General features: G+C 60.2%; 19 protein-coding genes and 1 tRNA gene. 19 read left to right on the forward strand and 1 reads right to left on the reverse strand.

Going from position 1 to position 20,860, the window contains the following annotated elements; genetic code table 11:
• Positions 1 to 4: 4 nt before the first annotated feature.
• Positions 5 to 949: a Gfo/Idh/MocA family oxidoreductase gene (locus tag VMY05_04970; protein ID HUV30429.1), complete on the reverse strand. Its 945-nt coding sequence runs from the start codon at positions 947 to 949 to the stop codon at positions 5 to 7.
• Positions 950 to 1,234: 285 nt separating this feature from the next.
• On the opposite strand from VMY05_04970, the gene VMY05_04975 reads away from it, so the two are divergent.
• The 19 genes from VMY05_04975 (at position 1,235) to trpA (ending at position 20,837) form a co-directional block, all read left to right on the forward strand.
• Positions 1,235 to 1,768, forward strand: a complete 534-nt coding sequence (locus VMY05_04975) for a hypothetical protein (GenBank protein HUV30430.1) — start codon at positions 1,235 to 1,237, stop codon at positions 1,766 to 1,768.
• Positions 1,769 to 1,770: 2 nt separating this feature from the next.
• Positions 1,771 to 3,744, forward strand: coding sequence for a homoaconitase (gene lysF / locus VMY05_04980; GenBank protein ID HUV30431.1), 1,974 nt, complete (start codon positions 1,771 to 1,773; stop codon positions 3,742 to 3,744).
• A 25-nt stretch (positions 3,745 to 3,769) separates the two neighbouring features.
• Positions 3,770 to 5,149 carry an MmgE/PrpD family protein gene (locus VMY05_04985; protein HUV30432.1) on the forward strand — a complete coding sequence of 460 codons (1,380 nt, stop codon included), beginning with the start codon at positions 3,770 to 3,772 and terminating at the stop codon, positions 5,147 to 5,149.
• Positions 5,150 to 5,194: 45 nt separating this feature from the next.
• Positions 5,195 to 6,634, forward strand: a complete 1,440-nt coding sequence (hisS, locus tag VMY05_04990; GenBank protein HUV30433.1) for a histidine--tRNA ligase — start codon at positions 5,195 to 5,197, stop codon at positions 6,632 to 6,634.
• Between the two features lie 81 nt (positions 6,635 to 6,715).
• Positions 6,716 to 7,471, forward strand: coding sequence for a class I SAM-dependent methyltransferase (locus tag VMY05_04995; GenBank protein ID HUV30434.1), 756 nt, complete (start codon positions 6,716 to 6,718; stop codon positions 7,469 to 7,471).
• A gap of 36 nt (positions 7,472 to 7,507) precedes the next feature.
• On the forward strand, positions 7,508 to 8,986 hold the full coding sequence (locus tag VMY05_05000) for a hypothetical protein (GenBank protein HUV30435.1): 1,479 nt from the start codon (positions 7,508 to 7,510) through the stop codon (positions 8,984 to 8,986).
• A gap of 144 nt (positions 8,987 to 9,130) precedes the next feature.
• Complete coding sequence (locus VMY05_05005) at positions 9,131 to 10,102, forward strand: ROK family protein (GenBank protein HUV30436.1); 972 nt, start codon at positions 9,131 to 9,133, stop codon at positions 10,100 to 10,102.
• A gap of 18 nt (positions 10,103 to 10,120) precedes the next feature.
• Positions 10,121 to 10,495: a hypothetical protein gene (locus tag VMY05_05010; protein HUV30437.1), complete on the forward strand. Its 375-nt coding sequence runs from the start codon at positions 10,121 to 10,123 to the stop codon at positions 10,493 to 10,495.
• A 59-nt stretch (positions 10,496 to 10,554) separates the two neighbouring features.
• Positions 10,555 to 10,627: transfer RNA gene (locus VMY05_05015), tRNA-Phe, on the forward strand.
• 297 nt (positions 10,628 to 10,924) lie between these two features.
• Complete coding sequence (locus VMY05_05020) at positions 10,925 to 12,133, forward strand: PLP-dependent aminotransferase family protein (GenBank protein HUV30438.1); 1,209 nt, start codon at positions 10,925 to 10,927, stop codon at positions 12,131 to 12,133.
• A 106-nt stretch (positions 12,134 to 12,239) separates the two neighbouring features.
• Positions 12,240 to 13,082, forward strand: coding sequence for a diaminopimelate epimerase (gene dapF / locus VMY05_05025; protein HUV30439.1), 843 nt, complete (start codon positions 12,240 to 12,242; stop codon positions 13,080 to 13,082).
• A complete protein-coding gene (gene trpE / locus VMY05_05030) occupies positions 13,079 to 14,545 on the forward strand; it encodes an anthranilate synthase component I (protein HUV30440.1) in 1,467 nt (488 codons plus the stop codon). Before dapF ends, trpE begins: the two co-directional genes overlap by 4 nt.
• On the forward strand, positions 14,542 to 15,108 hold the full coding sequence (locus VMY05_05035) for an aminodeoxychorismate/anthranilate synthase component II (protein HUV30441.1): 567 nt from the start codon (positions 14,542 to 14,544) through the stop codon (positions 15,106 to 15,108). Before trpE ends, VMY05_05035 begins: the two co-directional genes overlap by 4 nt.
• 1 nt (position 15,109) lies before the next feature.
• Positions 15,110 to 16,120 carry an anthranilate phosphoribosyltransferase gene (trpD, locus tag VMY05_05040; GenBank protein HUV30442.1) on the forward strand — a complete coding sequence of 337 codons (1,011 nt, stop codon included), beginning with the start codon at positions 15,110 to 15,112 and terminating at the stop codon, positions 16,118 to 16,120.
• A 3-nt stretch (positions 16,121 to 16,123) separates the two neighbouring features.
• The gene (locus VMY05_05045; protein ID HUV30443.1) at positions 16,124 to 17,449 is read left to right on the forward strand and encodes an MFS transporter; all 1,326 of its coding nucleotides are present in this window, start codon (positions 16,124 to 16,126) and stop codon (positions 17,447 to 17,449) included.
• Positions 17,446 to 18,225, forward strand: a complete 780-nt coding sequence (gene trpC / locus VMY05_05050) for an indole-3-glycerol phosphate synthase TrpC (GenBank protein HUV30444.1) — start codon at positions 17,446 to 17,448, stop codon at positions 18,223 to 18,225. The genes VMY05_05045 and trpC overlap by 4 nt, the downstream gene beginning before the upstream one ends.
• Complete coding sequence (locus tag VMY05_05055; GenBank protein ID HUV30445.1) at positions 18,222 to 18,857, forward strand: phosphoribosylanthranilate isomerase; 636 nt, start codon at positions 18,222 to 18,224, stop codon at positions 18,855 to 18,857. The genes trpC and VMY05_05055 overlap by 4 nt, the downstream gene beginning before the upstream one ends.
• Positions 18,847 to 20,052, forward strand: a complete 1,206-nt coding sequence (gene trpB / locus VMY05_05060) for a tryptophan synthase subunit beta (protein ID HUV30446.1) — start codon at positions 18,847 to 18,849, stop codon at positions 20,050 to 20,052. Before VMY05_05055 ends, trpB begins: the two co-directional genes overlap by 11 nt.
• Positions 20,049 to 20,837, forward strand: coding sequence for a tryptophan synthase subunit alpha (trpA, locus tag VMY05_05065; GenBank protein ID HUV30447.1), 789 nt, complete (start codon positions 20,049 to 20,051; stop codon positions 20,835 to 20,837). Before trpB ends, trpA begins: the two co-directional genes overlap by 4 nt.
• The last annotated feature ends 23 nt before the right edge of the window (positions 20,838 to 20,860 follow it).

The raw sequence follows: 20,860 nt of genomic DNA on the forward strand, positions 1-20,860 counted from the left end.
TGAATCACTTCAGGAGCGGGTGTGAGTTTTCGTTTTTGCCGGTCGCTTTCGCCACGCGGATATCGTGAGCCAGCGTAATCGACGGTCTGGATTCCTCCAGGCCGAACCCCCGGCCCGCCAGAATCTCCCGGTACGCCACCGTGTGCAGGTCGGTAAAGCCTGCCGAGAACTCGATTTCCTCCCCGCCGATCGTGATTGATCGGTAGGTCGTCTGTCCCGAATCGGACGCGCCCCGGGGAAGGTCAGCGCGGTCGATGGAAAGGTACCACCGTACGTTCGCCTTCTGTAGTTCCAGGAAGCCGGCCGTTTTCGTCGGTTCGCTGTGGTGAACCTCGCTGTGCTGTACCGGGCCGAACAACCATATGAGCAGGTCAAAGAAGTGGATGCCGATATTCGTAGCCAGGCCTCCCGACCGGTCCGGCTGGCCCTTCCAAGAGATCAGGTACCACGGCCCGCGCGCCGTAATGTACGTGAGAACCACCTCGTACTTCCGGTTCGCCTTTTCCCGGGCGATTTTGTCTCTCAGGGCGATCAGCGAGGGATGCACGCGCAACTGCAGGATAGTACTGACGTGACGACCGGACTCCTGCTCCAGTTGCCTGAGCGGATCAATGTTCCAGGGGTTGAGAACGAGCGGTTTTTCGCATATCGCGTCGGCACCGATCCGCAGGGCAAACCGCACGTGCGCGTCATGCAGGTAATTCGGCGAACAAATGGACACGTAATGGACCCGTTTATCTTCCGACTGCCGCCGCAGCTTATCCAGGTGGCGGTCGAATCGCTCAAACTCAGTGAAAAACTTGACGTCCGTAAAATGACGGTCAAGTATCCCGACCGAATCACTGGGATCCACGGCCGCCACCAGGCGGTTCCCGGTTTCCTTAATCGCTCTGAGGTGGCGTGACGCAACGTAGCCGGCCACGCCGGTTATGGCAAAGTTCTTCGACATCGGTTCTCCCGCGATGATGTGTTTTTCGCCGAGTCCGGATCGTGGCGCTTCGCGCTCTCAGCCCGTAACCCCGTTGAAAACGCCAGCAAGAAAGTAGCTCCGACCGGGAATGCCAAGTTTTTTTTGACCGTCGGTTCCATGACGGCGGCCGGTGCTCACAGGAGGCGGCAAACGGGGACGGCCGGCCCCGACCGGCCGAAGCGCCAAAAAGCGTTTGACCGGGGTACCGGCAGATGATATTATGTCGCACGAACGGTCCGCAAACAGATTATTACCGAGGCATACATGAGAGAACTGGTTGTACGGCTTCTACCCGAGGTTAACGAGATTTCCGCGCCGGACCTCCGGGAGAACGTAATCGCCTGCTGGGAAGAGGCGATAGCCTTTCGCGGGTGGACGGAGCGCTTGCTGCGAGGCATTCCCTTTACGCTCCTGGCTGAGGACGTCAAGATTACGTTCATTGATCACGTGCGGGCGGTCTGCCGCATGTGCATTGCCGTCAACGACGTGCTCGACGACGTTCACGGCGACGGCAAGACGCCCGTCAACCGCGACTACCTGGTGGCCGGAGCGCTGCTGGCCGACGTCGGCAAGCTGCTCGAGTATGAAATCGTCGACGGTAAACCCGTCAAGTCCGACTACGGCAAGCATATCAGGCACCCGTTCAGCGGTGTCGGCCTGGCGTTCAAGCACGGGCTGCCGTCGGAAGTGATGCATGTCATCGCCACTCACTCCAAGGAGGGGGTGGGGGAAAAGCGAAGCCCGGAGAGCATCATTTTCCATCACGCCGACTTCATCGATTTCGAGCTGGTGAAATAATCATGGCACAGACGTTGGTGGAGAAGATCGCCCAGCGGTTCGCGCTGGGGCTGGAACCGGGGCGGAGTATGCGAAGCGGCGACTACCTGTCGATCCAGCCGGCGCACGTGATGACCCATGACAACACGGGCGCCGTCATTCCCAAGTTCAAAGCGATAGGCGCCCGCAAAATTGCCGACCCGCGCCAGGTGGTCTTCGCCCTTGACCACAACGTGCAGGACACCAGCGAGAAGAATCTCGCGAAATACTCCGCCATCGAGGCCTTCGCCCGGGAAATGGGTGTCGACTTCTACCCGGCCGGGCGCGGGATCGGGCATCAGATCATGTGCGAGGAAGGCTACGCCTGGCCCGGCACGATGGTCGTGGCTTCGGACAGCCACTCCAACATGTACGGCGGGCTCGGTTGTCTGGGAACGCCGATCGTGCGCACCGATGCCGCCGCCATCTGGGCGACCGGCCGGACCTGGTGGCAGGTGCCGCCGGTAGCGCGGGTCGAACTGACAGGGTCACTGGCCCCGGGAGCCTCGGGCAAAGACGTCATCATCACCCTGTGCGGCTTTTTCAATCATGACGAAGTCCTTAACCACGCCGTAGAGTTTGTGGGTGACGGTATCGCGGCGCTTTCAATCGATGATCGACTGACCATTGCCAACATGACCACGGAGTGGGGGGCGCTGGCCGGGGTTTTTCCCGTTGACGACGCAACCATCGACTGGCTGCGCGACCGCGCCGAGTTTGTCAAACGGCGGGGCACGGCCGGCGTTCCGTCGGATGCGGACGGGCACGGCGGCCATCCACGGCTCACCCGGGAGAAGGTCGACCGGCTGGATGCTGGGCGCTTAAGTGTCGATAAAGAAGCAGTTTACGCCAAACATCTAACCCTTGACTTGAGCACGGTCTCGCCGCACGTCTCGGGGCCGGACACGGTCAAAGACATGGCGCCTGTGGCTGAGTTGAGCCGGCGCGGGGTTCGGATCGACAAGGCGTATCTGGTCTCCTGTGTCAATAGTCGAGTTGGGGACATAGCCGCCGCGGCCAGAACGATCAAGGGTAAGAAGGTTGCGGATCACGTCAAATTCTACGTAGCGGCGGCTTCGAGCGAAGTACAGGCCGAGAGCGAAAGGCGGGGCGACTGGCAAACCCTGCTGGAGGCCGGGGCGATCCCGCTTCCGCCGGGATGCGGCCCCTGCATCGGGCTCGGCGCGGGGCTGCTGGAGGACGGTGAAGTCGGGATTTCGGCGACCAACCGGAATTTCAAGGGCCGGATGGGGTCTCGGGAAGCGCAGGCATACCTGGCGTCGCCGGAGGTTGTGGCGGCGTCGGCCGTAGCCGGCAGGATCGATCTGCCGGGTCCGGCGCAGCCCGGGAAGGTCGCGGGACGGGTCGAAGTCAGGCGGCAGGGCGCCGAGGTCACCGAAAAAGTGCCCATTATAGAAGGTTTTCCGGAACGGCTCAGCGGAGAGATCATCTACTGCCATCAGGACAACCTTAACACCGACGGTATCTTTCCGGGGAAGTACACGTACCTTGACGACTTCACCGCCGCCCAGCAGGCCGAGGTGGTCATGGAGAACTATGACCCTGAGTTCTCCGACCTGGTTCAAAGCGGTGATATCCTGTTGGGTGGCTTCAACTTCGGCACCGGGAGTTCGCGCGAACAGGCGGCGACCGCACTCAAACACCGGGGGATTCGACTCGTGCTCGCCGGATCGTTCAGTGAAACGTACAAGCGAAACGCCCTTAACAACGGCTTCCTGACTATCGAAGCCCCGGAACTGGCGCGTGATCTCGGTCAGCGGTTTGGGACCGACAGACTGACCGTAAGAACATCAATAAAGGCAACCGTTGATTTCGTTAATTCGCGAGTAGAGGCCGACGGGAAATCATACGGTGTCAGCCCGGTCGGTGCAGCCGCCCAGGAACTGATTGTATGCGACGGGCTGGAAAACTGGGTGAAGAAACAACTGGAGACTTAGCGCCTGCTGCAGGGACGGAGGATCGATGCACAAGACAATATCTCGAGCGATATCCGAATTCGCCGTCAACCTTCGCTACGACGATCTGCCCCGGGACGTCGTAGGCGAGGTCAAGCGGTATCTCTACGATTCAATCGGCTGCGCGCTCGGCGGATATCATACCAGAGACGTCGGGATCGTTCGTGGCATCTACGAGAAGATGGCCGGGAGGCCTGAGGCTACGGTGATAGGCTTCGGCGAGAGAATACCGGCCGTCAACGCGGCCCTGGTCAACTCCCTGATGGTCCGTGCGCTGGATTTCAACGACATTTACTGGAAAGAGGACCCGTCACATCCATCCGACCTGATACCGGCGGCTCTGGCTGCGGGGGAACGCGTGGATGCCTCCATGAAGGATGTCATTACGGCGATTGTGCTGGCCTACGAGTTCGAGATGCGGCTCTGTGAGTTCGCGGTACCCGGCGTGCGCGAACGCAAATGGCACCATGCCACGCTCACCCAGTTTGTTTCGCCCGTGGTGGCCGGGAAGCTCCTGGGGCTGACCGTCGACCAGATGGTCAACGCCATCGGGATCAGCGCCTGCCACAACCATACGATCGGATGTCCGACCGCCGGCAAGCTCACGATGATGAAGAATACGGTGGACCCGATGGCCGTCCAGGCGGGTGTTCTCGCTGCTCTGATGGCGCAGAACGGCTATTCCGGCACGGAGGCCGTCTTTGAGGGCAAGGAGGGGCTGATGGACGTTTACGGGCCGGCCTGGGACGAGGACAAGCTGACCGGCAGGCTCGGTGATTCGTTCAAGATCCTTGAATGCAGCATGAAGGCGTTTCCGACCGAGGCGCTGACTCACACGCACCTGAGCTGCACGTTGAAGGTTATCAGGGACAATGACATTGACCACGACCAGGTTGAATCGGTGACCGTCACGACCATCGCGCGGGCATGCGATATCCTCTTTGACCCGCACAAGTATCGCCCCGAATCCCGGGAGACGGCCGACCATTCGTTGCCGTATTGTGTTGCAGCCGCAATTGTCGACAGGCAAATTACCACGCAGACTTTTTCCGATGAGAAGCTGAAAGACCCCCGCATCTGGGAAGTGATCGACCGTATCAAGGGAGAGGCGTCCGAAGAGTTTGAGCGAATGTTCCCGGCCAGGCAGCCGTCCCGGGTGACCATCCGCACCAAAGACGGTAAGGAATACAGTGCGTACCTGGAGAACCCGAAGGGCCACCCGACGGAGCCGATGACCAGGGAAGACCTGCGGGCGAAGTTCAACGCCCTGTCCGGCGCGCTGATGGATGCGGCCAGGCAGGCCGACATGGAGGAAATGATCTTCGCGTGCGAAAAGGAGAGCGCCCGCGATTTCATGGCGGAACTGGTTGTCAAATCCACGGCATGACGTGCCGATGAATCGTTGACGAAAGAGAAATCAGGTTGGCATCAAATGGCAAAGCGTTCACAAAAAAAAGTGAAGCCGCGAGTTCTCAAGGGGTTCAGGGATTACCCTCCCGCCGAACAGATCGCGAGGGAGAAGATGCTCTCATCCGTGCGCGAGGCGGTGGAGCTGATGGGCTTTCTGCCGTTGCAGACAGCCAGCCTCGAGTACGCTGAAACCCTGCTGGGACCGCACTACAGCAAGGAATCGCTGGCCGAACTGTTCGGCTTTCGCGGACCGGATGACGTTGATATGGCGCTGCGTTATGAGTTTACCCTGTCGCTGGCCCGTTACGTGGCCGAGCATTCGGAGCTCCCGCTGCCTTTCCGACGCTACCAGTACGGCAATATCTGGCGCGTGGACAAGCCCGGCCCGGGGCGCTTCCGCGAGTTCATGCAGTTTGACATCGATATCGTCGGCACGCAAAATCTGCTGGCCGACGCTGAAATCATCGCCGCCATGGTGACGATCTTCGACCATCTCGGTATCGAGGATTTCGAGGTTCGTTATTCCAATCGCAAGATTCTAAACGGACTGATTGAGTGGGCGGGTATTCTCCCTGAAAGGGGATCGGACGTTCTGCGCGTCCTGGACAAGTATCGGAAGCAGGGAGAGCAGGCCGTCATACTGGAACTGGGTAGCGGAAGAAAGGATGATTCCGGAGCCGAGATCCCCGGCCTCAGTCTTCCGGCGGACCAGATAGACCACATAAGGGATTTCCTGCACGAGGCGATCAAGCGGGACACCAAAGATCCGTTGTCATGGGTCAGGGGCAATCTCAGCGGGTTCCGGCAGGCGGAGGAGGGGATGAGCGAGCTGGAGGCGGTCCGGGATCACCTTAAGGCCATGGGGATTGATCGGAGCAAAGCGGCCGTCGACCTGTTGATCGTTCGCGGGCTGGCGTACTACACCGGGCCGGTGTTCGAGACATATCTGACAAAACTGTGGGATTACGGCTCGGTCTTCTCAGGGGGGCGGTACGATAACCTCGTAGACCGCTTCCTGGGCCGTTCCGTTCCGGCGGTCGGCTCATCCATCGGGATAGACCGTCTGCTCGCCGCGTTGATCGAGCTTAAAGCCTTCAAATACGAACGGGCGACCTCGCAGGTGCTGGTCACCGTGATGGACCGGCATCGCCTGCCTGAGTACCTGAAGATGCTTCGTGAACTGCGTGACGCCGGTATCCGGTCCGAGATATTCGCCGGAGACACCAAGAACCTTACGCGTCAGGTGCGCTACGGTGACAGAGTGGGGATACCGTTTGCCTTGATTGCCGGTTCAAACGAGTTTGAGTCAAACAAGGTCACCGTAAAGGACCTGGCCTCCGGTGCGGACCAGGCCGGGAAAACCGCTGACCGAGAGAAGTGGCTCAAGGCCGAGGGATTCCAGGAAACCATTCCGCGTGACACGCTGGTATCGTACCTGAAGAAGCGATTGAGGGAAAGCTGACTCGCGTGCCGGTCGCGCGGCGTTCCGCTCGCGGCCGTGCCGTCGTGATTTACTGCCATGACTTCCCGGAAAACACCTTCGATGTGCGACGTCTACGCGCATGAATACGATCTTATGACCAACGCGGCGGCGCGGGAGAGTTACCATGCGCGCGAAGTAGCCGCCCTGGCCGAAGCATTCAAGCCGACCTCGGTGCTGGACGCCGGGTGTGCCACCGGCCTGACGGCGATGCTGTTTGCCCGGCTGGGCGTTGCCGCCACCGGGCTGGACAGGTCGCGGAAAATGATCAGCCTGGCCAGGGGGAAGTACGGTGCGTCGGGCCGGTCGCCTGTTTTTCGCGTCGGACAGTTTGAATCACTGCCCGGGCTGCTTCACGGGCGGTTTGACCTGGTGGTATGCCTGGCCAACGCCATATCCGGAGTCGGGTCGGTCGCCAACCTTCGGAAAAGCCTCAGGAACTTTTGCAGGGTTCTCAAGCCCGGAGGCGCCCTGGTGTTGCAGATGCTCAACTATGCCGCGCTCAAAGAGGGTGAGGTCATGCCCGTTCGCGCCACCAGGAGCGACGGCATCATATGGGTGCGGTATTCGATCCGGCGCGGGCGAAAACTGGCCCTTCACGCGGTACGGCTGGACATCGATGAAAGTCCGCCCCTGTTGGAACCGTTTTACCACGAACTTGACAATTTCACCGTTGAGCGGGTTACCCAGGCAATGCGCTCAGCGGGTTTTCGGCAACTGCACCGGTACGCTGATCTCCTGTTAAGCAAGAGGTTCACCAAGTCGGCCCGTGATCTTGTTATAGTCACGCGCAGGCCGGCCGGGCGCCAAACAGTTTGACATGTCGCGCAGGACACCTATCTTCTTAACCCGGTTATGAACAGAATTCTCCTTACCTGTTTGGCGGTGTTCCTGCTGGCGTCGGCCGTCGCGGCTGAGACTGACCGCAGTGTGGAGGCGGCCCGGTCCGTACAGGCATATCGGCCGGTCGGCGACCGGCGGGTCTGGAGTTTCTTCTCTCGTGACTCGACCTTCGGACGGCTCGTGTCGACCGTTTCCCGCACGGCCTCGCAGGACGGCCGTCCCGGGCTGGTCCTCACCGAGGAACTAACCATCGACTATACGATGATCGGCGGCGAGCAGGTTATCCGGCAAAGTCGTGAACACTACGTGGACCTGACCGGTGGCTACCTGGGTGACCGCATGACGTTGATCACGGGCGAACAGTCCGAGGATTTCCGGCTTTCGCGGCAGGGCGGCCGGGTGAACGGGTATTTCACACGCGCCGGTCGGGAGGTCCCGCAGTCGCTGGAGGTGGACACGGGCATGTCGGGTTGGGACAACAACTACGTCGATCAACTCGAGCTCATACTCGCCATGCGTGACCTGCGCGTGGGCCAGCGGATATCTGATTCAGTCTTTCAGCCTCAGGCTCTTGTGAAGACACGGCTGACGGGAACCGTCGACCGCTTCTTCTACCAGGAGATATACCGGAATCGGTTTGACTCGGTTTTTCTGATCCGGCTCAGCGAACCGGTCAGGGCCGAGCTTTCCTTCACCGCCGACCGGAGGCTGGTCAAGGTGAACCTGCTCGATCAGGACATTAGAATCTACCAGGATGAGGCGCCCCGAACCAGCGTGCCCGAACGGGAGGCCGTACCATCGCCTCGTTTTACAGTCCTGGGGCTTGTGGTCATGCTGCCGCATTACGTAACCTATTTGCTGATCTCGCTGGTCTCCCTGTTATTCTTTGCGCGGCGGGACCTGCGACGGGGAGAGCCGTACCTGGGCTACTCGGTGGGTGCTCTGCTGTTCCTGGCTGCTCTGGTCACGCAGATACCGCTGCAGAAGATGATGATCGCAGGTTGGTTTGTCCCGTCGGTCTCCTCGGGCGGCTCGCTTTATCTGCGCGGTATTCCGCCGTCCCTGGCAGCCGGGTTGATTCAGGAGTTGCTCAAGCTTGCTGCCGTCTGGCTCGTCATAAGCTGGCGTAAACCGACGTCCGGGCGCTGCGCCGTGATCGGTGCTTTCTGCGGCGCGGGATTCGGCGTGGCAAACGTGTGGTATCACGTCGGGTGGCACCTTGCCCCTCTTTTCACCTTCGCGCTTCTGGAACGAAGCTTCCTCGTTTTGTACCATGTGGCGTCGGGAGCCCTGCTCGGGAATGCCGTGGGAGGTGACCGTGGTCGTCTGCCGGCAACGCTGACCATCCTCGTCCTGGTAAACTCAGTCCTGCGCTACCTGCCGGTCTTCGTCCAGGAAGGAACGGTGTCGGGCGCGGGCATGACCTTCGTCTTCGCCTTTCTCTCGGTCGGTTTTCTCCTGTTCGCGGTGATTCGGCTCGGGCGCCAGTGACCGGCCACGCATAGTGTGCCGGGCCGATTGAGGTTGACTTTGGTTTGCGGACGCGGTATGTTCGATTTTTGAGTCGCGAGTGCGGTCCTGTATCAATTTGTCCGGAGATAACTTTAGCAATTCATTCCTGAGATGCCACAGCCTATGGGTGACAATCGAGTATTTGCCGGCATTGACATCGGGGGCACCAGCATCAAGTACGGTCTGGTCGACAGCCAGGGGAAGGTCCTGTTCAAGGAGCACCGTCCGACCATGGTCGAAAAGGGGGCCGAACCGCTCATGCACCTCGTCACCAACATTGCCGAGAGCCTGCTGTACCATGCGGCCGAGGAAGACTACCAGGTCAGTTGCCTGGGTGTCGGCACGCCCGGCGCCGTAGAGCCCAAATCAGGCCGAGTGGTTGGTTTTGCACCCAACATTGACGGCTGGGAAGGAATGAAGATCGGGCAGATCCTCACTGAACGCCTTAACCTGCCGGTTCTCGTTGACAATGATGTAAACGCCATGGCTGTGGCGGAGTCGCGTTTCGGGGCGGCGGTCGGTTATCAATCGGTTGTCTGTGTGGCTCTCGGCACGGGAGTCGGCGGGGCTATTATTCTGGACGGCAAGCTCTGGCGCGGTTCGAATCATTCGGCCGGCGAGATCGGGCATTTGTCCATAAATGCCGACGGTCCTGCCTGCCACTGCGGCAATCGCGGCTGCGTGGAGGCCTATTGCTCGTCATCGGCGATAATGGATCGCGCTAAAGGGAAACTGGAACGTGAGTTAACACCGGCATTTAAAGAAGTCCTCAACGGCTCGCTGGACAACCTTAACATAAAGAAGATATTCACCGCCGCCAACAGGGGCGACGAGGTAGCCAGGGCCGTGATAGACGAAACCGCGAAGTACCTGGCGGTCGGATTGGCCGGTACCGTGAACCTTCTCAATCCCGAAATCGTAGTAATAGGAGGCGGAATCGCCGACGGTCGGGGCGGGTTCGTGGAGTCGGTCTCCGCGGAGGTGCGAAAACGTGCCTGCGGCCCGGCCACCGAACACCTGAGGATCACGACGGCCACGCTCGGCAACAACGCGGGTTTCATCGGAGCGAGCATCCTCGGCGAGGTGGTTCGCTGACGCTGAAAAGGAAGATCTATGAGCGCCAGAACTGAACATGTCCCGGTTGTATTCAACATTGTGAAATGGTACGGCTACGTGTTTGCCTCATCTTACCTGCTGTACGGTGCGGTCAAGATCGTGCTGGCGGTTCTCGACCGCAAATACGACAGCATGGCACAACCGTTCATTTTTCTGTTGTTCGGCCTGATCCTCATTTCCGTGACGCTGGCCTTCAGGGAGACCAAAAAATGGGGCTGGTACGGGCTGGTTGCGCTTAACGTCATCGTCATTATCGGTGCACTGTTCGGCTTGAGTCACGCCGAAAACTACATCCTGATAATTCTCTCTCTGGGCGCTCTGGGAGCGCTGTTTGCCCCGGCCACCAAACGCTGCTTCTTTGACCGCCGCTAAACATTCTGTTGACATCGACCGAAAAGGTAGTAAATTGACTGGCCTTCAGCGAAGGTACGGGCGCCCTAGCTCAGTTGGTAGAGCAACGGACTGAAAATCCGTGTGTCCGCAGTTCGATTCTGCGGGGCGCCACTTTTATTTGCCCGTCCCTGCGAATCCGAAACCGATTAACTGATCGTTGACGGCGTCTGTCGCACGCTCCCTGGCCGCCGGTGCATCCATGATTTACCGGGTCGGTGGCAGGAATCGGTAAGCGGTTTCGAAACCCGGTAAATGCTATATTGGCGGGTGATTTGTCCACGTTTGCGCACGAGGGGGATTTCGGTTGTTTTTGTCCCCGTTTTTCCTATATTCCCACTGCCAAAGCTGAAAACGTCATGTTCCGGTATCCGTTGGCGGCGCTGGAGTTGTTGGAGAAAGGACTACGTTATGCGTGTCGGTACGAATAAACATGTAGATCCCAGTAAATGGCCGATTGCCTCGCACGTTGTTGATCTGGAGACGTCGATCATTCGAGAGATCCTGAAGATCTCGTCTCAGCCGGGTGTTATTTCATTCGCGGGCGGTCTGCCGGCGCCGGAGATGTTCCCGCTTCAAGACCTGGCGCGGATTGCCTGTGAAGTTCTCGAAAAGTACGGTGCTGCCGCCGTGCAGTACAGCCTCTCGTCCGGCATTCTTCCCTTGCGCGAGTTGATCGCCAAGCGAGCCAACGACCACGGTATTCCCACCGATGTCAGTAATCTGCTTGTAACGGCCGGCGCTCAGCAGGCGATCGAGCTGGTGGCTCGCGCCTTTGTCGAACCGGGGGACTACATACTGACGGAGAACCCGACCTACGTCGGCGCCATGCAGGCGTTCAATTATTACCGCGCCCGTTATGCGACCGTCGAGATGGACAGTGACGGTATTATTACCGATCAGGTAGCGAAGGTATTGAAGAAGTACCCCATCAAGCTCATCTATACCGTCTCCAATTTCCAGAATCCCACCGGGATTACGATGTCGCATGCGCGCCGCACCGAACTGGTCGCGCTGGCCGCGGAACACGGAATCCCGATTGTGGATGACAACCCGTACGGAGACATCCGTTTTACCGGCCAACCCGTGCCCACGCTCAAGGCCATGGGTGGCGATGACGTGATCTCGCTGCAAACGTTCTCCAAAGTGATAGCCCCGGGACTTCGTGTCGGCTGGATGAACGGCCACAAGAGCATCATCGCGCAGTTCGAGAAGGTCAAGCAGTGCGCCGACCTGCATACGGGCACGCTGGTTCAGTACATCGTCTATGAATTCGTCAACCAGGGGTTGCTGGAGCCGCACATCGAGAAGATCAAGGCAGACTACCGGGCCAAGGGGGAGTTGATGCTCAAGACGATGGAGGAGACGTTTCCCTCCTCCATTACGTGGACCCGTCCGGAAGGTGGCCTGTTCCTGTGGGTCGAGCTGCCGCGGGGCATGTCGGCCAAGGACCTGCTGCCCAAAGCGGTCGAGATGAAAGTGGCGTACGTCTATGGCGAGCCGATGTTCCCGAACGGCGGCGGCGAGAATACCCTGCGACTGAACTTCTCGAACGCCGGCAGGGAGGATATCGTGGAAGGCATCAAACGCCTGGCCAAACTGTTCTCCGAGCACGCGTGACGGTGCGTCTCTGCGTGAGCGCCGAAACGCTGCTTCAGGATGAATAAACCCGCCGACCGGCGGGTTTTCTATTGCACGCCGAAAGCCCGACGGTTATCGTCGGCCTATGGAAATCAGATTCAGAAAGTACCATGCGCTGGGCAATGACTTTCTCGTCGTCGAGAAACGGCACACGCGGCTGCCTCGCCGAGGATTTCCTCGACTGGCGCGGCTGATGTGCCATCGCCGGACCGGCGTCGGTGCCGACGGCCTCATCTACCTGTCGGCCGACAGAGCCACGGATGGCGCCATTGACATATACAATGCCGACGGCGGCTGGGCACAGAAATCAGGCAACGGGCTGCGTATCGCGGCGGTTCATCGGAGACTGACGTACCGAAAGCAGCGGGTTTTCTCGTTTCGGACGGGCAGCGGAATCGATCGAGTGACGCTCGGTCGGCGCATTCCCGGCGGGTACGTCGCCACCGCGCAGCTTGGGAAGCCGGATTTTCTGACCGCTCGGGTGCCCGTCAGGACGCGGCGCAAGTACCTGATCAACAGTCCGCTGAAAGTCGGTCCGCTGAGTCTGCCGGTGACCTGCCTGTCGGTGGGCAACCCGCACACTGTCCTGCTTGTGGACAATCTCGATTTTGACTGGAAGCAACTCGGGGGAGACATCGAGAACGCCCCGCCATTCCCCGAGGGAACGAACGTCGAGTTCGTCAAGGTCCTCAGCCGGCGCCGGCTCCGGGTAGGCGAATGGGAACGCGGTGCCGGAGCCACGTGTTCTTCGGGAACAGGCGCCGCCGCGGCGGCGTGCGCAATGGTGATGCTCGGTCTGGTCGATCGACGATGCCGCGTCGAATTCGAGGCGGGAGTGCTCGCCGTCGACTGGAGTGCCGATACCAATATCATTGAGCTGACCGGGCCGGCGCGGTTCGTTATGGAAGGTTCTTTCGCGTTTCAATGATTTCACTCTCAGAGGTACGCAAGCTCAACCGTCGGGCCAATGTTATTCCCGTTGTCGCCAGGGTACCATCCGACCTCGAGACACCGGTATCCGCCTTCATGAAGCTGGCCGCCAGCCGGCACACGTCGTTCCTGCTCGAGTCGGTTGAAGGCGGGGAGAAGCTCGCGCGGTACTCGGTTCTCGGCTACGATCCGTTCCTGGTCATCGAAGGGGCCGGCTCGCAGGTTCTGGTGCGCCGGGGCCGACAGCTGCGGAAGTTTGACGCCCGGCCTCACGACTTTCTTCGGGAACTGTTCGCCGTGTACCGCCCGGTGCGGCTGCCCGGGCTGCCGAGGTTTACCGGCGGCGCCGTGGGCTACTTTTCCTATGACTGCGTCCGCTGGATGGAGAAGATTCCCGACGACAACGCCGACGACATCGGGCTGCCGGAGATGATGTTCGGGCTCTACAGCCGTATCATCGTGTTCGACCACCTCAGGCAGGAAATCGTCATCATTGCCAACATCATGCACGACCGGGGGGAGCCGGGGCTGGTATCGAAGTACCGCGAGGCCCGAAAGAGCGTTGAGGGTATCGTGGCCCGCCTGGGCAGGCCGTTGCGAAGGTCGGTCGGTCGAGAGCGCGTGCCGCGTCCACGCATCACCGCCGGCTGCAGCCCCGGGGAGTTCGAGCGGATGGTCCGTAAAGGCAAGCGTTACATAAAGGAAGGCGACATCTTTCAAGTCGTACTTTCACAGCGCTGGCGCTTGGACGTCACGCAGTCAGGTCTTCAAGTGTATCGCCGGCTGCGGCGTATAAACCCCTCACCGTATATGTATTTCCTGAAATTCGGCGAGAATGCGATCATCGGTTCGTCGCCGGAGATGATGGTGCGGGTCGAGGACGGCGTGATCGAAACTCGCCCCATCGCGGGGACTCGGCCTCGTGGCAGAGACGAGCGCGAGGATGAAAGGCGCATTGCAGATTTACTGTCGGATAGCAAGGAGCTGGCGGAACATACCATGCTGCTGGACCTGGGCAGGAACGATATCGGCAGGGTCAGCCAGGCCGGGTCGGTGGCGGTTCGGGAGCAGATGGCGATAGAGAAGTACTCGCACGTTATTCATATGGTCAGTTCCGTTACGGGGCGACTCAAAGCGCGGCTGTCGCCGCTGGAGGGTCACTTTGCCTGTTTCCCCGCGGGAACGGTCTCGGGAGCGCCCAAAATCCGAGCCATGGAGATAATCGACGAGCTGGAGAACCGGCGACGGGGCGTCTACGCAGGGTCCGTCGCCTACCTGGATTTCTGGGGGAACCTGGATTCCTGCATTGCCATTCGAACGGTGGTCAAGCGCGACGACGCCTTTTTCGTTCAGGCGGGCGCCGGTATCGTGGCCGATTCCCGTCCCCGTCGGGAATATCACGAGACCGTGGCCAAGGCTTCGGCAATGATTGAAGCAGTCACGGGGGAGAAGGCGCCGTGATACTGATGCTCGACAACTACGACTCCTTTACGTACAACATCGTACAGTATTTTGCGATGCTGGGTGCCGAGCCGGTGGTGTATCGCAACGATGAAATCAGCGCCTCCGACGCCCTCGCGATGCAGCCCCGGGCAATCCTGCTTTCGCCGGGACCCGGGCGGCCGGAGAATGCAGGTGTCATGAACGAACTGGTCAAGCTGGCCACCTCGAAAGTGCCGATCCTCGGGATCTGTCTGGGCCATCAGGCCCTGGCCCAGGTCTTCGGCGGCCGGATCACCTATGCGCCCGCGCCCGTGCACGGCAAGACGTCCGAGATTCATCATGACGGCTCCACGCTGTTCGCCGGATTAGACTGTCCCTTTCAGGCCACGAGGTACCATTCGCTGACGGTGGACGCGTCCAGCCTGCCGTCCGGTTTCAGGACGACCGCCTGGACGGACGACGGTGTCATCATGGGACTCGAGCATCAATCACTGAGGTTGTACGGCGTGCAGTTCCATCCCGAGTCGATCATGACGCCGTGCGGGAAGGAGATCTTTCGGAATTTCCTGGAGACGCTCTGATATGATCCAAGAACTGCTGAAGAAAGTGCTGGCCAAGGGCGATCTGACACGGTCCGAGGCGCAGACAGCCATGAACCTGATCATGGACGGCAAGGCCACGTCGGCCCAGATTGCCGGTCTGCTGATCGGGCTGATGCAGAAAGGGGAGGCGACCGACGAGGTGGCCGGGTTTGTTGACGCCATGCGGGAGCACGCCGTAAAGATTGACATCGATGACCCGCACGCGGTTGACGGGTGCGGCACCGGCGGTGATGATTCGCAGACGTTTAACATTTCGACGGCCGCGGCGATCGTAACCTCGGCGGCGGGCGTCACGGTGGCCAAGCACGGCAACCGCTCGGTCAGTTCTCGCTGCGGCTCGGCGGACCTGCTGGAGGCAACCGGGGGCAACATCGATCCGGGCCCGGACAGGGTCGCGAAGGCGATCAATGAAGTCGGGTTCGGGTTTCTCTTTGCGCCGCGTTTTCACCCGGCCATGAAACACGCTGCGGCGACGCGCAGGGAACTCGGCATACGCACCGTGTTCAACGTTCTGGGACCGATGACCAACCCGGCCGGCGTCAAGAGACAGGTGATCGGGGTGTACGATCGTACGGTTATGCGCCTCATGATTGAGGTGATGAAAACCACGGGTTCGGAGCACGTTATCATGGCGCACTCGCGGGAGGGACACGACGAGTTCTCCATGTCCAGCCCCACCGACTACCTGGAGCTCAAGGACGGCCGCATAGCTGAGCACTCTGTGCAGCCGGAGGACCTCGGTCTCAAATCATACGCGCCGGGCTCAGTGGCGGGTGGTGGAAGCCAGACCAATCTCGAGATTCTCACGCGCGTGCTGAAGGGCGACGCGGGGCCGTACCGTGACGCGGTTCTGATTAACGCAGGCGCGATGATATACGTTGGCGGCGCAGCAGAGTCGATCCGGGATGGTCTTGCCGCCGCCGCCGGAGCCGTTGACACCGGTCGAGCCAGGGAAGTGCTTGAGCACTGGATTACTCACTCCAATAGTTAGCGCATGTCATCCCGGAATTCACATCTTGCCACCAAACCGCCGTCCGTCGAGCCACTCACCAGAGTACGGGCGAGCCTGGCCGAGTACGTTCGGCACGTCCGGATGTTCTCACGGAACGCGCGACTTTACCTGACCGGCTCCTTTCTGATGGCGATCAACTTTGCCGTCTTCCAATTGCTGTTCAATCTGTACTTGCGGGAGAACGGGTTTGCGGAAAGCGCCATCGGGCAGGTGCTCTCGGCGCGCGGTCTCGGAATGGTCCTCATTGCCGTCCCGGCCGCTCTGCTGCTGAGCCGCATCCGTCTCAAGCCGGTCCTGCTCCTGGCCGGCACTCTCTTTGCCTTCTTCAGCGCCGGTATGTGCGTGTTCCTCGACCTGTCGCACCTGCGGGGCCTGGCTCTCCTGGTGGGCATGGCCTTCTCGTTCTACCGCGTGGCCTCGGGTCCGTTCTACATGCGGAACTCTTCACGGCTCGAGCGGACGCACCTGTTTTCATTCTCGTTCGCCATGATGATCCTGGCGAACATGGTCGGCTCGGCCGGTTCGGGAAACCTGGTGACCCTGATGACGTCGTTGACCGGCGACCTGATACTGGGATATCGCTACACTCTTCTTCTGGGCATACTTGTCGGTCTGACGGCTCTCATCCCGTTTTCAATGATTAAGGCCGCGGCGCCGTCGGCAGAGGAAAACCGGATCACTCTCACCTTGTCCCAGCTCAAGCGGCGGGGGCGTTTTTATGTCAAGATCAGTTCGGCCAACCTGCTGATCGGTCTCGGGGCAGGCCTGATAATCCCCTTTCTGAATCTCTTTTTCAGAGACCGGTTCGACCTGCCGCCGGATCGGATCGGCTGGTATTTCTTTGCGGTCTCCTGCTCCATGTTTTTCGGGACTCTTTCGGGTCCGGTACTGGCCAAGCGACTCGGGCTTGTCCGCACGATCGTCATCACGCAACTGGCCTCCATCCCCTTCATGTTCGTGCTTGCCTACAGTTACGTGCTTCCGCTGGTCGTGGCGGCCTTTGTTCTGCGCGGCGGCCTGATGAATCTCGGCGTGCCCATCAGCACTAATTTCGGTATGGAAATGGCCGAAAAGAACGAACAGGGTCTCGTCAACGCCCTGCTGATGGTTTCCTGGACCGGCTCCTGGATGCTGTCGGCACTGATCGGCGGATTTGTCATCGAACGATTCGGATATACCGTGGCACTCAATGTTTCTATCGTGCTTTATGTGTTCTCCTCGCTCGTATACTGGGGCTTTTTCCGGAATGCTGAACGGAAACGCGAAGGCGCTCGCGGTTGGGTTATCCCGGAACGGAGTGAATTGTGACGTCGATTCTCCAGCAAATCGCGGCCGCAAAAAGGTCTGAGGTCGAGCAACTGAAAACGGACAGGCCGGTCGAGCAGTTGAAGGACAGTTTGCCGGAAGCGCCTGCCGGCAGGTTCCGACGGGCGTTATCCGGGAGCGCCGCTGTCAACATCATAGCGGAAATCAAGAAAGGATCGCCGTCAAAAGGTATTCTTCGCGAGGATTTCGATCCCGTGCGCCTGGCCCGGCTATACGGCGAAGGGGGAGCGGCAGCCCTGTCGGTTGTGGCCGACGAGAAGTATTTCTTCGGCAGCGCAAAGCACGTTGAACTGGTCAGGAACGAATCGTCCCTGCCGGTGCTGTATAAAGATTTCATTATCGATGCTTACCAGCTTTATTACTCGCGGGCCATGAGAGCCGATGCCGTGTTGCTGATTGCCGCGCTGCTTGCGCCCGGCCCGCTGAGCCACTTTCTGGGCCTCGCCCGGGAGCTTGGCCTGGACTGTCTGGTTGAGGTACACGGTGAGGATGAACTGAAGATCGCACTGGAGGCCGGTGCCGACCTGATCGGAGTAAACAACCGCAACCTCGAAGATTTCACCGTAAACCTGGCGACGTCGGAGCGTCTGGGCCGGCTCATCCCCGCGCACGTCACGCGGGTGAGCGAATCCGGTATTACGGCTCCCGGGGACATAGGCCGTCTGCGTGCGGTCGGGTACAACAATTTCCTGGTTGGCGAGGCGCTCGTTACGGCAGGCGACCCCGTCACCCTTCTTGGCTCGTTGAGAAGCGCATGAAACGCTTTCACGTCAAGGTATGCGGTATCACTCGTGCAAAGGATGCCGAGCGGGCGGCTCAACTCGGCGGGGATATGATCGGTTTTATCTTTTTCCGCCCGTCACCGCGGTATGTTACGCCCGCCCGTGCGCACGAAATATGCTCGTGCGCCTCGCCTGTGCTTGACCGCGTCGGTGTCTTTGTCGATGAGGATCTCGAAACCATTCTTCGGATTGCCCGAAGAGTCCGCTTGAATATCATCCAGCTGCACGGAAAGGAACCGGTGCGGGCCGTCACCCGTCTCCAGCGGGAAGGGTACCGGGTGATCAAGGCGTTCGGGATTGCGCATGCCCGCGACTACGAACGGCTTCGCGCCAGCCCGGCCGATTTGGTCATGCTCGACGCGGCGGCGGCGAACCTTCCGGGCGGCACCGGCCGCACGTTTGACTGGTCCGTGCGGCCCCGGCCGGCAATTCCGAACCTGGTGCTGGCGGGCGGAATTACGGCCCGGAACGTCGCCCGGGGAGTGAAGTTGTTTGATCCGACCGTGGTTGACGTCAACTCCGGGGTGGAGAGCGCCGCCGGGGTCAAATCGCCGAGGAAATTGAAAGAGTTTTTTGACGTCTGTAATCGCTTGCGTTATGGTGGATAGAAAGAAAAAACTACCGGATGCCGCAGGCAGGTTCGGCCCGTACGGAGGGCAGTACGTGCCGGAAACGGTCATGTACGCGCTGCATGAACTGGAACGCGCCTACCTGCGCTTCAAGCGGGACCGCGAGTTTCAGGCCGAACTGCGCGGGCATCTGAGCACTTTCGTCGGCCGCCCCACGCCGCTGTATTTCGCGGAACGCCTGACCCGTCACCTGAAGGGCCCGCGCGTGTATTTCAAGAGAGAGGACCTTGCCCACACGGGCGCCCACAAGATCAACAACACCGTCGGGCAGATCCTGCTGGCGCGCAGGATGAAAAAGAAACGGATTATCGCCGAAACCGGCGCCGGACAGCACGGGCTGGCCACCGTTACCGTGTGCGCTCGATTCGGCCTGCCCTGCGTCGTATACATGGGGACCGAGGACATGCAACGGCAGGCGCCCAACGTGGAGAAGATGCGCCTTCTGGGTGGGGACGTCGTCCCGGTCGACACGGGATCGCGTACTCTCAAGGATGCCACCAGCGAGGCCCTTCGGGACTGGGTTACGAACGTCCGGACCACCTTCTACATTATAGGCTCGGTGGTGGGTCCGCACCCGTACCCTATGATAGTGCGGGACTTTCAGTCAATCATCGGTAGGGAAACGAAACGGCAGGCGCGGAGGATTCTCGGCCGGCTGCCGGACTGCATTATAGCCTGCATCGGTGGTGGTTCCAACGCCGCCGGTATTTTTCACGACTTCCTGGTCGATCAATCGGTGAAACTGATCGGCGTGGAGGCGGCGGGGTGCGGGCTGAACTCCAGGCGGCATGCAGCCACCCTTGCCCGGGGCAGGCCCGGGGTTCTGCATGGGTCGTACAGTTACCTTATATATGACGCCGACGGCCAGGTGACGCTGCCTCATTCCGTGTCGGCCGGACTTGATTATCCCGGGGTCGGGCCGGAGCATGCTTTCTTGAAGGACTCCGGCCGGGTCACGTATGCGTCAGCCGGCGACCGGGAAGCCCTGGCGGCGTTCAAGCTGGTATCAAGGCTGGAAGGCATTATCCCGGCCCTGGAGACGGCGCACGCCCTGGCCTACCTGATCAGGAATCGGAAGCGATTCGGCCGCAGGCAGAATGTCGTCATCTGTCTGTCCGGCCGCGGCGACAAGGATATGCCAATCCTTGCCCGGCTCGGGGAGCTTGACCCGTGAATCGAATCCGCACGCTCCTTTCTACTCAGCGAGAGCATAAACTGCTCGTGCCGTTCTTCACCGCCGGCTACCCCGATCTGAATACCGTCGTCCGACTGGCGGAGATATCGGCGGACTGCGGAGCTGATATCGTCGAGCTGGGCGTGCCGTTCTCGGACCCGCTCGCCGACGGCCCGGACATCCAGTACTCTTCCAGTCTGGCCCTGCGCAGGGGTGTCAACCTTGCCCGGATATTCCGGGTGGCCGAGAAGATCAGGAGACGGTCGGATATTCCGCTGGTTCTGATGGGATATTACAATCCCATACACGCATACGGCCCGGCACGGTTTGTCCGCGATGCGGTTGACGCCGGGATTGACGGTTATATCGTGGCGGATCTGCCGGTGGAAGAAGCCTCCCTGCTGAAAGGCCATGCCGACCGGTGGCTGCTGTCCTCGATCTTTCTCGTGGCCCCGACCTCCTCACCCGAACGAGTGCGCATGATCGACGCCGCCTGCACGGACATCGTCTACGCCGTGACCGTAACAGGCGTAACCGGAGCAGGCAGGAAGTTCGACGCCTCTACCGACCGGTATCTTAAGAACCTCAGGCGGCTTGTCACTCATCCGTTTGTTGCCGGATTCGGTGTCTCTTCGCCGAAAGATGCTCGGCGCATGACCCGGTATGCCGATGGCGTCGTTATCGGGTCGGTTCTCACCCGGTTGATGCGGACGGCACGTACTCGGGCCGCCGGTGTCAGCGAAATTCGACGTTTCCTCGGCCGCGTGAGGCGAGCAATTCCTTGAGCAGGAAAGAGATTGCGCGTTTC

The sequence above is a fragment of the Acidobacteriota bacterium genome (genome assembly GCA_035529075.1).
In the GTDB taxonomy this organism is placed as follows: Bacteria; Zixibacteria; MSB-5A5; order GN15; family FEB-12; genus DATKXK01.

Bases quoted from the DNA above. Each gene is read 5' to 3' on its own strand.
- VMY05_05010 (HUV30437.1), top strand. From the start codon at position 10,121: ATGAGCGCCAGAACTGAACATGTCCCGGTTGTATTCAACATTGTGAAA.
- trpB (HUV30446.1), top strand. From the start codon at position 18,847: ATGGTGGATAGAAAGAAAAAACTACCGGATGCCGCAGGCAGGTTCGGC.
- lysF (HUV30431.1), top strand. From the start codon at position 1,771: ATGGCACAGACGTTGGTGGAGAAGATCGCCCAGCGGTTCGCGCTGGGG.
- dapF (HUV30439.1), top strand. From the start codon at position 12,240: ATGGAAATCAGATTCAGAAAGTACCATGCGCTGGGCAATGACTTTCTC.
- VMY05_05020 (HUV30438.1), top strand. From the start codon at position 10,925: ATGCGTGTCGGTACGAATAAACATGTAGATCCCAGTAAATGGCCGATT.
- trpE (HUV30440.1), top strand. From the start codon at position 13,079: ATGATTTCACTCTCAGAGGTACGCAAGCTCAACCGTCGGGCCAATGTT.
- VMY05_04970 (HUV30429.1), bottom strand. From the start codon at position 949: ATGTCGAAGAACTTTGCCATAACCGGCGTGGCCGGCTACGTTGCGTCA.
- VMY05_05000 (HUV30435.1), top strand. From the start codon at position 7,508: ATGAACAGAATTCTCCTTACCTGTTTGGCGGTGTTCCTGCTGGCGTCG.
- VMY05_05045 (HUV30443.1), top strand. From the start codon at position 16,124: ATGTCATCCCGGAATTCACATCTTGCCACCAAACCGCCGTCCGTCGAG.
- VMY05_05055 (HUV30445.1), top strand. From the start codon at position 18,222: ATGAAACGCTTTCACGTCAAGGTATGCGGTATCACTCGTGCAAAGGAT.
- hisS (HUV30433.1), top strand. From the start codon at position 5,195: ATGGCAAAGCGTTCACAAAAAAAAGTGAAGCCGCGAGTTCTCAAGGGG.
- VMY05_04995 (HUV30434.1), top strand. From the start codon at position 6,716: ATGTGCGACGTCTACGCGCATGAATACGATCTTATGACCAACGCGGCG.
- VMY05_05005 (HUV30436.1), top strand. From the start codon at position 9,131: ATGGGTGACAATCGAGTATTTGCCGGCATTGACATCGGGGGCACCAGC.
- VMY05_04985 (HUV30432.1), top strand. From the start codon at position 3,770: ATGCACAAGACAATATCTCGAGCGATATCCGAATTCGCCGTCAACCTT.
- trpD (HUV30442.1), top strand. From the start codon at position 15,110: ATGATCCAAGAACTGCTGAAGAAAGTGCTGGCCAAGGGCGATCTGACA.
- VMY05_04975 (HUV30430.1), top strand. From the start codon at position 1,235: ATGAGAGAACTGGTTGTACGGCTTCTACCCGAGGTTAACGAGATTTCC.